Source organism: Piscibacillus salipiscarius JCM 13188, assembly GCF_001311865.1.
Taxonomy (GTDB): domain Bacteria; phylum Bacillota; class Bacilli; order Bacillales; family Alkalibacillaceae; genus Piscibacillus; species Piscibacillus salipiscarius.
Map to the genome: position 1 here is coordinate 55,886 of NZ_BBCD01000011.1, position 11,658 is coordinate 67,543.

The 11,658-nt window shown below is 38.6% G+C and carries 14 protein-coding genes and 3 pseudogenes; 5 read left to right on the plus strand and 12 right to left on the minus strand.

Features of this window, described 5'->3' with window-relative positions:
• The first annotated feature begins 50 nt into the window (after positions 1-50).
• Entirely contained in the window at positions 51-653 is a 603-nt protein-coding gene (locus tag JCM13188_RS09185; protein ID WP_054753634.1) for a biotin transporter BioY, read from the plus strand.
• A 254-nt stretch (positions 654-907) separates the two neighbouring features.
• Here the strand turns inward: JCM13188_RS09185 and JCM13188_RS09190 are convergent, their stop codons facing one another.
• Positions 908-2,104 carry a leucyl aminopeptidase gene (locus JCM13188_RS09190; protein ID WP_279401648.1) on the minus strand — a complete coding sequence of 399 codons (1,197 nt, stop codon included), beginning with the start codon at positions 2,102-2,104 and terminating at the stop codon, positions 908-910.
• Positions 2,105-2,141: 37 nt separating this feature from the next.
• The gene (locus JCM13188_RS18780; RefSeq protein ID WP_279401640.1) at positions 2,142-2,378 is read right to left on the minus strand and encodes a hypothetical protein; all 237 of its coding nucleotides are present in this window, start codon (positions 2,376-2,378) and stop codon (positions 2,142-2,144) included.
• Positions 2,379-2,517: 139 nt separating this feature from the next.
• Between JCM13188_RS18780 and JCM13188_RS09195 the strand changes: the two genes are divergently transcribed.
• Positions 2,518-2,988 (plus strand): divergent PAP2 family protein, encoded by a 471-nt coding sequence (locus tag JCM13188_RS09195; protein ID WP_054753636.1) that lies wholly within the window; start codon positions 2,518-2,520, stop codon positions 2,986-2,988.
• Between the two features lie 43 nt (positions 2,989-3,031).
• Here JCM13188_RS09195 and JCM13188_RS09200 read toward each other — a convergent pair whose 3' ends face one another.
• From JCM13188_RS09200 to JCM13188_RS09215, 4 genes and pseudogenes are all read right to left on the minus strand, one after another.
• A complete protein-coding gene (locus JCM13188_RS09200; protein WP_439646627.1) occupies positions 3,032-3,460 on the minus strand; it encodes a 3D domain-containing protein in 429 nt (142 codons plus the stop codon).
• On the minus strand, positions 3,457-3,723 hold the full coding sequence (locus tag JCM13188_RS09205) for a hypothetical protein (RefSeq protein WP_054753637.1): 267 nt from the start codon (positions 3,721-3,723) through the stop codon (positions 3,457-3,459). The genes JCM13188_RS09200 and JCM13188_RS09205 overlap by 4 nt, the downstream gene beginning before the upstream one ends.
• A gap of 127 nt (positions 3,724-3,850) precedes the next feature.
• Positions 3,851-4,093, minus strand: a complete 243-nt coding sequence (locus tag JCM13188_RS09210; protein WP_439646628.1) for a YuiB family protein — start codon at positions 4,091-4,093, stop codon at positions 3,851-3,853.
• A 170-nt stretch (positions 4,094-4,263) separates the two neighbouring features.
• Positions 4,264-5,482, minus strand: a pseudogene (locus tag JCM13188_RS09215) (NAD(P)/FAD-dependent oxidoreductase).
• A 270-nt stretch (positions 5,483-5,752) separates the two neighbouring features.
• On the opposite strand from JCM13188_RS09215, the pseudogene JCM13188_RS09220 reads away from it, so the two are divergent.
• Positions 5,753-6,750, plus strand: a pseudogene (locus JCM13188_RS09220) (NAD(P)/FAD-dependent oxidoreductase).
• A 158-nt stretch (positions 6,751-6,908) separates the two neighbouring features.
• Positions 6,909-7,589: a TerC family protein gene (locus tag JCM13188_RS09225; RefSeq protein ID WP_054753641.1), complete on the plus strand. Its 681-nt coding sequence runs from the start codon at positions 6,909-6,911 to the stop codon at positions 7,587-7,589.
• Between the two features lie 181 nt (positions 7,590-7,770).
• Here the strand turns inward: JCM13188_RS09225 and JCM13188_RS09230 are convergent, their stop codons facing one another.
• The 6 genes and pseudogenes from JCM13188_RS09230 to JCM13188_RS09255 all read right to left on the minus strand — a co-directional run bounded on the left by JCM13188_RS09230 (position 7,771) and on the right by JCM13188_RS09255 (position 11,063).
• Positions 7,771-8,553 (minus strand): hypothetical protein, encoded by a 783-nt coding sequence (locus JCM13188_RS09230; RefSeq protein WP_054753643.1) that lies wholly within the window; start codon positions 8,551-8,553, stop codon positions 7,771-7,773.
• Entirely contained in the window at positions 8,546-9,046 is a 501-nt protein-coding gene (locus JCM13188_RS09235; RefSeq protein ID WP_054753645.1) for an RNA polymerase sigma factor, read from the minus strand. The genes JCM13188_RS09230 and JCM13188_RS09235 overlap by 8 nt, the downstream gene beginning before the upstream one ends.
• 123 nt (positions 9,047-9,169) lie before the next feature.
• On the minus strand, positions 9,170-9,526 hold the full coding sequence (locus JCM13188_RS09240) for a HesB/IscA family protein (RefSeq protein ID WP_054753646.1): 357 nt from the start codon (positions 9,524-9,526) through the stop codon (positions 9,170-9,172).
• A 47-nt stretch (positions 9,527-9,573) separates the two neighbouring features.
• Positions 9,574-10,442 (minus strand): annotated as a pseudogene (gene dapF, locus JCM13188_RS09245) (diaminopimelate epimerase).
• 11 nt (positions 10,443-10,453) lie between these two features.
• Positions 10,454-10,693, minus strand: coding sequence for a DUF1450 domain-containing protein (locus tag JCM13188_RS09250; RefSeq protein ID WP_054753648.1), 240 nt, complete (start codon positions 10,691-10,693; stop codon positions 10,454-10,456).
• Between the two features lie 43 nt (positions 10,694-10,736).
• Positions 10,737-11,063: a YuzD family protein gene (locus JCM13188_RS09255; RefSeq protein WP_054753650.1), complete on the minus strand. Its 327-nt coding sequence runs from the start codon at positions 11,061-11,063 to the stop codon at positions 10,737-10,739.
• A gap of 153 nt (positions 11,064-11,216) precedes the next feature.
• Here JCM13188_RS09255 and JCM13188_RS09260 point away from each other — a divergent pair, with 153 nt between their 5' ends.
• The gene (locus JCM13188_RS09260) at positions 11,217-11,441 is read left to right on the plus strand and encodes an iron-sulfur cluster biogenesis protein NfuA (protein ID WP_054753652.1); all 225 of its coding nucleotides are present in this window, start codon (positions 11,217-11,219) and stop codon (positions 11,439-11,441) included.
• Positions 11,442-11,658 lie beyond the last annotated feature (217 nt).

The following is an 11,658-nucleotide window of genomic DNA, read 5'->3' on the forward strand; positions in this document are numbered from 1 at the left end:
ACAATACTATTTTAATTGTTTACCATATTTTCAGAAAGGGGCGACAATTGATGAATTCAAAATTTAAAACACTTGATTTAACATTAGGCGCAGTATTCGTTGTACTGATGATGATCGGAGCGAACATCGCTTTTTGGTTCCCAGCATTTAAAATTACATATGCGAGCGGAGAGGTTCCAATTACATTACAAACTCTTTTCGCGATTTTAGCAGGATTGATTTTAGGTAAAAAATTAGGCGCTTTTTCCATGATTGTCTATTTACTCGTTGGGATTGCAGGTGTTCCGGTGTTTGCTGAGATGAGTGCTGGAGCAACAGCGTTAATTTCACCAACTGGCGGATTTTTACTTTCATTTATTTTCGTTGCATTTATTTCTGGTCTTATTATTGAAAAAGCAAAAGAACCCAAGGTCGGAGTTTATTTAATCGCAACTTTTGCGGGACTTATGACTAATTATGTAATTGGCACGCCTATTATGTATTTATCACTTAATTATATAGCTGAGATTGCCATCTCAATGAAGGCATCAGTCATTACGATGATTCCTTTCTTTATTAAGGATTTTATTATTACAATGGGAGTCGCCATTGTTTTACCACAGTTTATGATTAGATTGTTTAAAGCTGTCCCAACTTTAGCATCTAGAACATAGTATAGATTTTCCTTTTCACAAATTACAGTTACCTTAAGCATTTCGATCTCTCGAAATGGCTTTTACTTTGTAATCAGATTTAGAGCCCTGCTGTTAGATTCAGGTGTATACTATTTACGTTCATACTCGTTCTATTTTCATTTTCTTGATTTCTAACGATGTTAAACAAGTATCTAACGACATTCAGTACCATTCAAACGTAAAAAGCCGATGGGATCTTGATCTCCATCGGCTTGCCAAAAGCAAAAGCTACATTATTTCAAATTCATAATTGTTTTAGCTAATGTGCGGGACATGACGCCTGTTGGACCTTTAGGGCCGAGGTCATGCTCACTTTCTGCCATGGCGGTTCCTGCGATATCTAAATGAACCCATGGTGTGTCTTCTACAAACTCGCCGATAAAGCATCCGGCAAGCACAGCGTGTCCTTTTCGCCCAGGGGAGTTATTTAAGTCAGCAATATGACTTGAGCGCACTTTATTTTTGAACACGTCATGATATGGTAATTCCCAAACGAGCTCTCCCTCTTCCTCTGATGCTTCAAATACCTGATCAAACCATTCCCCATTATTGGTCATGGCGCCTGTCATTTCATCACCTAAAGCGACCACAACACCGCCTGTTAACGTTGCAACATCAATAATTTTTGATGCGCCTTGTTGATTCGCATATGTGACGGCATCCGCAAGGGCTAAGCGACCTTCTGCATCGGTATTACGTACTTCAATCGTTTTCCCGCTCATCGATACAATCACATCGTCAGGTTTAAATGCATCTCCGCTGATCATGTTATCAGTTGACGGCACCAAGCATAATACGTTTTCTTCAGGTTTTATTTGTCCAATCGCGTCCATTGCGCCTAATACGGCTGCAGCACCGCCCATATCCATTTTCATGCCGATGATACCTTCTTTACCTTTCAGTGAATAACCACCTGTATCAAAGGTGATGCCTTTCCCAACTAAGGCTACGGGATTGCTCCATTCTGCTTTTCCTTGATACTTCATAACGATAAAACGAGGTGGTTCCTTAGACCCTTGGTTCACTGCTAATAAAGCACCCATGCCAAGTTCTTCAATTTGGTCTTTATCGAAAATGTCAATCTCCATTCCATGTTTTTCGGCGATATTCTCAGCATAAGATGCGAGCTCAGTGGCCGTTAATAAGTTACCTGGCATGTTGACAAAATGTCTAGCCGAATTCGTTCCTTGTCCAAGTGCTACTCCAACTTCTACAGCTCCCTGGATGCCCTCTTCATCTGCGATTAGTGATAGATTTGTTAAATAAGTCTCATTCTCTCTCGATGTATGATACGTCTCTAATTGATAAGTTGCCATAACAAAAGCTTCACCCAGTGCTTCAGCAAATGTTAAATCTTCCGTGAAACTTTTTAGTGCAAGTGTCACTTCCCTTATTTTGTCTTTATTTAATTGCTTAAACGATTTGCCGATTACATTTCGGAATTTATTAACCGTTAATTCATCTTTTTTACCTAAACCAACAAATAAATTCTTTTAGCATTAACTTGTCCAAATGTATGTACTTTCGAAATTGCTCCAAAACTGTTTTCACATCATCCTGTTTAACTAATTCGTCTAGATGATGATTCAGTTCATCATTTAATGATTGATAAACATCTTGGTTTTCTTTGTTCTCTTCGTATAGACCGACTACTAGTGCTTCAGCTTCTACTTGTGTTACTTCTTGATTGATTACGTTTACCATTTCGACACCTCCATTTATTATCATTATCTTATCAAACATTCTCTTAATTCGTAAATTTAATTGTAAGTTTTTTATCATTCATATTTAGGGTATGATGTATATAGATTAGATAAAGAACACAACTAAAGGTGGCGTCTCAATGGATATTCTTCACAACACACCGTTAATTTTAGCTCTATTTGCAGTTGTATTCGCTCAAGTTGTTAAAATTCCTATTCACTTTATTGCGGATCGAAAGTTAGTTTTAGGACTCGCATTTAGTACTGGCGGGATGCCGAGCAGTCACTCTGCAGCCGTAACAGCTTTAACCACTTCGGTTGGCATTGAACACGGTCTTGATTCCCCTTACTTCGCCATTGCCTGTGTGCTCAGTATTATTGTCATGTATGATGCTACTGGTATTAGAAGACATGCCGGACAGCATGCAACGATTCTAAATCAGTTAGTAAAAGATTTTCATCGTTTCGTTGATGAGGCTAAACAGTGGCAGGAAAAAGAAGAACGTGAAAAACAACGAGAGTTAAAAGAATTACTTGGGCATCAGCCTATTGAAGTTTTCTTCGGTGCTTTAACTGGAATTATTATTGCTGTTATATATTATTCAATATAAGAAAGAGCCGCTGCAATCTGCAAGCGGCTCTTTTACTTGTCCACTATTTTTGATTAAAAGCAGGAAGTGCTTGGGAGCTAATTTGGTCTTCCCAATAAGCTAAATCCTTTTTCGAAACGGATCCGTCTCCCTCTTCAATAACGTACACATCTGTGCTTTTTTTACCCCAATCGTTATAAACTTCATCAACGGTTTCATAATATAAATCTATTTTATGGCCTTTAATAGCGCCTCCTGTATCCATTACGATTCCATAACCGTAGTCCGGTACGTACAAAACGGTACCAAGCGGAAAGACACTTGGATCAGCGGCAATGGTTGATAAAATACCTCTTTGAACCGTTAAACCTGAAAATGTAATCCCGTATAGCGGATGATCCTTCGTTTTGCCAGTCGATTCGTACCCAGCTGTGTAGCCAGTTGCGACAACCGTTCTAACAGGATACTGTTTAAACGCAACTTCAGCAGTCATAGATACCTGTTCAACATTTTTAGCTTTCGTAGACTGTTGTTCGTCATTTGATTTTTCTCAGTTTCCTTTTCCTTCACTTCATCTCTAACGCCTGCTACTAAAATTTGTTCCCCATCTTCCAAATTCCCTTCTGCCTCTCCCCATTTATTAGATTTATGAGTTAAAGAGATCTGATGCCCTTCATAGTTTTCAGTTTGAATAGATGGTGCGCCATCATCCGCTGCCTTCATAGTCAGGTTAACGGTTAGCAGCAGTGAAGTCATGCTTACTAATAAAATAGCAAAAAGAAAAAGCTCCTTAATTGATTACGCATGTTTAACACCTCTTTGTCATGAAGCGTAACCAAATTAAGAAGCTTTTATACATTTAACTGAATTTTTTGAATAAACCTTAAAACATTTGATAGCCTTTATTTCTGAGGATTTTAATAACATATCCTGCCACAATCGTTCCAGCTAGCCCGGCCAATAAAACGATTAAGTCAAAAGGCTCTAGGCTCGTAATGCGATCTGGTAACCTAGAAAATGAATCAATCGGAGATGAGAAATAACTCCAAAAAGAGACATCGTCAATAATTAAAATCACGACAACCGGATAAACCAGCGCCATTAACCAGGTCGATCTAAGTAACATGTTTAAGATAAATGCTATTCCAAAAACAAGACAAAAATAATAGCGATGCAACAAAGCCAAATAATATACCCACAATTGTTCCCTACCTTTTTCTCGTTCGTTAAACCTCTATCAGTTTAACATAAAAGAAAAGCAAAGACCTATGCCTTTGCTTTTCAAATCTTTACAATTTAGTGATACATGTCAAGTTTACCTTTTTTAAGTAGAAGGCCAACGCCGCCAAGCTTCATAAGGTAACGGTTGTCGATAGCTTTTTTCATAATGGATGCTGAACGTCCGAATAGTTTTTATCATCAAATACAACACCAATGGCATCTGTGTGACCAAGTGAAGCGACTGTCCCTTGAATGTGTGGTTCAAATGACTGTAGCTTTTCCCCGCCGCTAACCATTTGTTTCAAGTTGTGAGCCACCGTGTCTGCCATTTGAATCGCAATTTGAGCTGTTGGTGGATAAGGACGTTCTGTATCAGGGTTCATAATCACAGCACAATCCCCAACTACAAATACATCATCATAATCTGGTGTACGTAGGTCCGGTCTAACTGGAACGCGGCCACGGTTCGTCTCGAAACCAGATTCTTGAACGATTGAGTTACCTGTCACACCTGCAGCCCAGATGAAGTTTTTCGTTTTAATTTCTTCACGTTCTTCATCTTTTTCAACAATAATGCTATCTTCAGTTACTTTCTTAATCATCGTACCTAATTTGAATTCAACGCCTTTTCCTCAAGACGATTCATCGCGTATTCAACAAGTTCAGGGTCAAATCCAGCAAGTGCAGTAGGACCTGCCTCAACGTTGATTAAGCGAACTTTCTCTCTTGGGACATCGTATTCTTGGCAAAGTTCAGGAATACGGTTAGCTAGTTCTGCTACGAATTCAATTCCTGTAAAACCAGCTCCACCTACACCGATTGTAATAAGGTCCTCACGCTCTCCACGCTCAAGATTATACTGAGCAAAATTATACTCAATATGATCACGAATCTTACGTGCACTATTAATGTTTTGGATCGTTAAGGCATGCTCTTCAATACCATCAATTCCAAATGTTGCCGATTCAAAACCTAAGCCGATCACTAAATAATCGTAATTAAGTTCTCCGTCCTCAAGTTTCACTGTTTTCGATTTAGGATCAATCGATTTAACTGTATCTTGTACGAAATTTATTTTGTTAAAATCGACGACATCATTAATCGCGAGTCTTGTGCGATCATGATGTAACGTACCTGCTGCATTTTCGTGTAGCCAAGTTGTTTGATAGTGATAGTCATGCTTATTAACCAATGTAATTTTGGCCTCTTCAGATGACATGCTCTTTTGGAGGTTTACCGCTGTCATGATTCCACCGTAACCTGCACCCAAAATGACAATGTTTGGTCTGTTCATATTAATCCCTTCCATCCTTAAAATTTTTACCTAGGAAAATGCTCACAAACAACTTTGTGATTTTTTCACAGATTAAAATAAAATATTGTCATAATTTCGTAAAACATTACCTAAAGTCAATCATAGAACTTTTTTATGTCCATTTTCAACCCTCATAATATTTTCTAATGTTTCTGATAATTTATAAGGAAAAAAGTTCTCATAAAACCCTGTATAATGTTATAATGTTCAATGGTGCGTATTGAAATTCATAAAAGGTGGGGAAAATTTATGAGTGATCATGTTAGAGACATAACGATCATTGGCGCCGGTCCGGTTGGCCTATTCACTGCATTTTACGGTGGCTTACGTCAGGCTGATGTACAAATCATTGAAAGCCTTCCTCACATCGGTGGTCAATTATCTGCATTATATCCTGAAAAATATATATTCGATGTTGCCGGTTTTCCAAAAATCCGAGCACAAGAATTAGTTGATAACTTATATGAGCAGGTTAAACCTTTCAATCCTGAAATCACATTAGATCATGCGGTTCAAGAGGTTGAAAAAGTAGACGAAAACTTATTTAAGTTAACAACAGATAAAGATACGTTCTATACTAAAACGATCATTATCACTGCGGGTAATGGCGCATTCGAACCACGGAAGCTTAAAGTCGAAGGTTGCGATAAATATGAAAGTACCAACCTTCATTATTACATCAAAGACTTAGAAGCTTTTAGAGATAAAAAAGTACTCGTTTGCGGTGGTGGTGACTCTGCTGTCGATTGGTCATTAATGTTAGAACCAATTGCGGAAAAAGTAACGATTGTTCACCGCCGCGATCAGTTCAGAGCTCACGAACATAGCGTTGAGCAATTAAAAGATTCTTCAGTTGATATATTAACACCTTATGTTCCTTATGACCTAGAAGGCGAAGACGATATCAACAAGGTTATACTACAAAAACAAAATCTGAAGAAACAGTTGAAGTGGATGTTGATGATGTCATTATTAACTACGGTTTCATCTCTTCACTAGGTCCGATTAAGGATTGGGGTTTAGAGCTTGAGAAAAACAATATTGTCGTGAACTCCAGAATGGAAACAAACATTCCTGGTATTTACTCAGCTGGTGACATTTGCACCTACCCAGGTAAAGTTAAACTCATCGCATCAGGTTTCGGCGAGGGACCAACAGCTGTAAACAATGCGAAAGTTCGCATCGACCCAGATTCGAAAGTACAACCAAAACACTCAACTTCGATGAAAATCTTTGAAGACAAGTAATGGATTCAAAGGGGAGTAGCTTTTACAATAAAAGTCGTCATTTCAGAGGGGTATCCTCTCGGCTTTATTGGCAATGATTAAATTGTTAGCGAGACCTTTGCTTACCTATTTTAGGTGGGCATTGGTCTCTTTTTTATCTTAAAAGGGGGAATTAGAAAATGGATTTTTTCACAGTAGAATTTTTTACAGCACTTATTTCGATCATTCTAATTGATTTAGTACTTGCAGGTGATAATGCCGTAGTAATAGCACTCGCCTCTAGAAATTTACCGAAACACCTTCAAAAAAGAGCGATTATATGGGGGACAGCTGGGGCAATCTTCATTCGAATTATTGCGACGATCTTCGTTGTTTGGTTACTGAAGGTCCCTGGTCTTTTACTCATCGGTGGTGTGGTATTAGTTTGGATTGCTTATAAGTTATTAACTGAGGAAGAAGAAGTAAATGTTGCAGCTGGCGGAAGCTTATGGGCTGCAATTAAAACAATTATCATAGCAGATGCTATGATGGGTCTAGATAACGTCCTTGCAGTCGCTGGTGCTGCTCATGGTAGTATCTTACTTGTTGTCATTGGATTATTAATCTCGATTCCAATCATTGTATTCGGAAGTCAGCTCGTTTTAAAATTAATGGAACGCTTCCCAATCATCATCTATATCGGTGGTGGTGTTCTAGCTTGGACGGCTTCTAAGATGATTGTAAAAGAGCCATTTGTTGCGGACTTTTTTGCAAATGAGTGGCTGAAATACGGATTTGAAATTGTAGTCGTTGCAGCTGTCATCGGCCTTGGTGTTATGAAAAAACGAGCTACCCACACTGAAGCAACTGGACAAGCATAGGAAATCCCCCCTTCTCACTTTTCGTGAGGAGGGGAATTGATTTTTTACGGCCGGTTTTGGAATTCTTTCGGCCTCTTTTTAAAATCTTTCGGCCCGTTTTCTAAGTTTTACGGCCTCTTTCAGAAATTTATCGGCCTGTTTTTGAATTTTATCGGCCCCTTTTTAAAAGTTTTCGGCCGGTTTATTCCATCTTACTAATTGATTCAATAAAAAGCTCTAACCTCGGTCCGACTCCGTCTCCGCCTTCAATTCCGTATTCATACTGTACATATAAAACATCATCATTAACCTGATAAGCATAATAACCTGTTACTTGCTCACCACTTTGATGGCTCTGAATCCCTTCAAATGGATTTTTATTAGGATCTACTGGTGTTTGATCCCCTTCTAATCCTTCAGCAAATTCCTCTAATTGAGTATCATTAATCACTTCTACTATAACCGTGGCAAAGCCAGTATCGGTTGTATGTGTAATCTTATTTTCATTAATATCATAATTTCCTAAAAATTGATCCATTTGATAACTGATTTGATGGGGTGTGATTAGAAATTCCATGACTTGTGTCGGTTCTTCCATCCCTTCTAACATAATCGTCTCGTCAAATGGTCCTTCTACCTCAACATTAAATTCAGGCTGCTCTTCTGAGTTATTTTCCGGATCCTCAACTGGATCATTTTCTGGATCTTCACCTTGAACTGGCTGCTCGTCTGCTGGAGTCGGATTAGGATCGTCGACGGTTTCTGTTTGTTGATTCATAATACTCATTACGATAACACCGAACAATACTACGGCGGCTGCAGTTGAAGCCCAAATAAATTGCTGTTTACGTTTCCGCTGTGCTTTTTTCTTTTTGGCGAATTTGGCTATATTTAATCTCATTTCATCTTTTTTCTCTGGACTTATGGACTTATTCATTTTTAACTCCTTTAGTTCATCCAAGAATTGATCGTCATGTTTACTCATAGTTGACCCTCCCTACCTGTGTCTTCAGCGCTTTTAATGCTCTGTAAAATGTCACCCTTACTTTGTTTTCTGTCCAATTTAAAATATCAGCCGCTTCTGCATTCGTTAATTCTTCAATTCCTCTTAAAATAATGACGTCTCGGTAGTTTGGTTTTAATTCATGAATAGCCTCATGTAATTGTGCCTTCGATTCCGTCACTTGATAGACGTCTTCTGGCGACTCCTCGTTTTCCGTTTGATAAGTATCGATTAGCTTGCGCCAGTCTTGACGTTTTCTCTTTCTAGCTTCATCAATTGCTAAGTTTCTAGCTATTGAAATCAACCATGTTTTCGGGCTAGAATTTCCTTTGAATTTATCAAAATTATTGATCGCTTTGATAAATACATCCTGAACCATATCTTCTACATCTGGTGAAGATGTGTAATAAGCTAAAAATCGGTATATGTCATCAGCATAGCGATCGAACCATTCTGTGATGAGTTCTTCATCCATGGCTTTACCCCCTAAGTTGTTTTCTAATTAATAGACGTTAATAGTTTTATCTTATTACAAAAATCTTTAAAAAGGGCAAAAAATAGCTTTTGCGTGTGTTACGCAAAAGCTACTTATTAATTATTAACAATTCTCTGGAGTTCCTTCACGGTCTTTTGCTTTAAACGAAGACCCACAGCCACATGATACAATCGCGTTCGGGTTATCAATCGTAAACCCGCCGCCCATCATGTTCTGTTTAAAATCAATCGTCGTTCCTTCGATAATTGGACGGTCCATCTTTGCGATGATCACAGGAACATCATAATCTTCATATAATTCATCGGTTTCTTTCACTTCGTAATCAAAACCTAATTTATAAGAAAGACCGCTGCATCCTCCACCTTTTACACCAAATCGTAAGTACACAGTGTCTGCCGAATCACCTTTACGCATTTCATTAATTTGATACTGCGCTTGTTCTGTTATATTAATCGTCATACCGAACTACCTCCTTAACCACATTATACTGATGAATACATTGTCATTCAAATTTTCTGCCAATAATATTCACCTGAAGCGACTGTAACAGCCGGCCCTTTCATCATCACATGGCCATCTTCTTTCCAAGTGATCATTAAATCACCGCCATCAAGATGTACGGTCACTTCATCACCTTTTGGTACATAGTCATTTAACACGGATGAAACAACAGCTGCACAAGCCCCAGTCCCGCAAGCTTGAGTAATACCAGAACCTCTCTCCCAAACGCGGAAGTTAATTTCGCTGTCGTTAACCACTTCAACAAACTCAACGTTTACCCCTTCAGGAAAGCGCTGATCATCTGTTACGGCCGGGCCTACTGTTTGAATTGGCGCATCCGCAATATCATCAACATAAAAGACTACATGAGGATTCCCCATCGAAACCGCCGTCGCATACAAGTCTTCTTCTCCAACTAAAAACGGTTCCTGTATGACATGATCTTCTTCAGCACCTGTTAAAGTTTTCATAGGAATTTGACTGCGTTCTAAAATAGGTTGCCCCATATCAATGGTCACGTTTTAACAAGTCCTTGTTCAAGTTCAACCTCAGCATCCACAACACCTGATTTGGCTTCCACTTTAAACGTTTGAGTTTTAACATAACCAAGATCGTAAGCGAGCTTTGCCACACAGCGAAGTCCGTTTCCACAGTTCATTGCTTCCGAACCATCTTTATTAAAAATTCTCATGCGAACATCTGCAAAATCTGACGGCAACATTAAAATAAGTCCATCAGAGCCAATTCCGGTAAACACGTTGGAGACGTCCTTTGCTAGATTAGGAAGATGTTCCTCTTTTAAGTCCACTTTAAAACCATCTATATAAATGTAATTATTGCCTAAGCCATGCATTTTTGTAAATGGAATGTTCATATACTTAACTCCTATATACTTGGTTCGTCTTCTTCTAGTTGTTTATATATATTATCAACGAGCTGCTCAGGTGATGATGCTGTCACACAAACGCCCTCAACCAAAGCAAATAGCGTCATGGAACATAATGCGCAGTGGCTTGTACACCCAAGCTCCACAACATCGATATCAGGATCTCTAGAAAGCTTATCAAAAGCTTCTTGCGACCCGCTCATCAAGTTATTAATACAGAACTCAACAATTGGGTTCATACATACACTCCCTTAATTCTCAGTTGATTGAACCCGTTTTAGTTTAAGCTTGAGGTTCTAATCCTCTTTCTTCAAGCGCTTTATAAACGGTTTTTAATTTAGGGTTGCCTTCCCCAACAATTTCATCATCAATCAATACAACTGGATAAAACATGTCTTCTTCAACCACCCGCTCAGCGAACTCCTTATATTGACTTTCTTCAGGCGGTTTAAAAATATCTATATATTTATATTGAATGGCATCTTCCCCAAATTTTCGGCCAATCGCAGCTTGTAGCCATTCATATTGTTCCTTTGAACTCGGCAAATTTACACAGCTTGGGCACAATACTTCTGCTCCATAGACTGTAAGTTGTATATTTTTCCCCATAGTTCCCCTCCTAGTCGAATCGTTCAGTTATTTTTATTTTACACCATAAGATTTTCTAGGTACAATGATAATGATTCTCAATAATTTTGTATTAACGGTTAGAAAAATATCCAATTCGTGATATAATATGATTAAGAAAGGGGAAGATGAACGATGTTTGAACAAGTACAAGAAGTCATTGGAAAACTACGCCCTTTTTTACTTCGTGACGGAGGCGACGTAGAGTTAGTCGATGTGGATGATGAAGGCATTGTCTTACTACGTTTGAAAGGCGCTTGCGGCAACTGCCCAAGTTCAGCGATCACATTAAAAGCCGGCATTGAACGTGCTCTACGTGCAGAAGTACCTGGCGTTAGAGAAGTAGAACAAATTTTCTAAGACTATTAATAAAAGCGCATGCGTCCGTTTAACCACGCAGTGATAGACCGAGATAAAGGAAACACGATGAGTACAGCGAATCGATGTTGACTTATCGTAGATTTAGACGAGAAGTCACCCAGTGGTTGGACGCATTGCGCTAGATAACTCTGTACAAAAACAACAATCAACGTTTAAAAGATAATTTTATACGTTCTCAGCTATTCAATTATAGAAA

Bases quoted from the DNA above. Each gene is read 5' to 3' on its own strand.
- JCM13188_RS09185 (WP_054753634.1), top strand. From the start codon at position 51: ATGAATTCAAAATTTAAAACACTTGATTTAACATTAGGCGCAGTATTC.
- JCM13188_RS09240 (WP_054753646.1), bottom strand. From the start codon at position 9,526: ATGACGATTAATATAACAGAACAAGCGCAGTATCAAATTAATGAAATG.
- JCM13188_RS09200 (WP_439646627.1), bottom strand. From the start codon at position 3,460: ATGACTGCTGAAGTTGCGTTTAAACAGTATCCTGTTAGAACGGTTGTC.
- JCM13188_RS09195 (WP_054753636.1), top strand. From the start codon at position 2,518: ATGGATATTCTTCACAACACACCGTTAATTTTAGCTCTATTTGCAGTT.
- JCM13188_RS18780 (WP_279401640.1), bottom strand. From the start codon at position 2,378: ATGGTAAACGTAATCAATCAAGAAGTAACACAAGTAGAAGCTGAAGCA.
- JCM13188_RS09205 (WP_054753637.1), bottom strand. From the start codon at position 3,723: ATGACTTCACTGCTGCTAACCGTTAACCTGACTATGAAGGCAGCGGAT.
- JCM13188_RS09210 (WP_439646628.1), bottom strand. From the start codon at position 4,093: ATGTTACTTAGATCGACCTGGTTAATGGCGCTGGTTTATCCGGTTGTC.
- JCM13188_RS09260 (WP_054753652.1), top strand. From the start codon at position 11,217: ATGTTTGAACAAGTACAAGAAGTCATTGGAAAACTACGCCCTTTTTTA.
- JCM13188_RS09225 (WP_054753641.1), top strand. From the start codon at position 6,909: ATGGATTTTTTCACAGTAGAATTTTTTACAGCACTTATTTCGATCATT.
- JCM13188_RS09235 (WP_054753645.1), bottom strand. From the start codon at position 9,046: ATGGATGAAGAACTCATCACAGAATGGTTCGATCGCTATGCTGATGAC.
- JCM13188_RS09250 (WP_054753648.1), bottom strand. From the start codon at position 10,693: ATGAACCCAATTGTTGAGTTCTGTATTAATAACTTGATGAGCGGGTCG.
- JCM13188_RS09255 (WP_054753650.1), bottom strand. From the start codon at position 11,063: ATGGGGAAAAATATACAACTTACAGTCTATGGAGCAGAAGTATTGTGC.
- JCM13188_RS09230 (WP_054753643.1), bottom strand. From the start codon at position 8,553: ATGAGTAAACATGACGATCAATTCTTGGATGAACTAAAGGAGTTAAAA.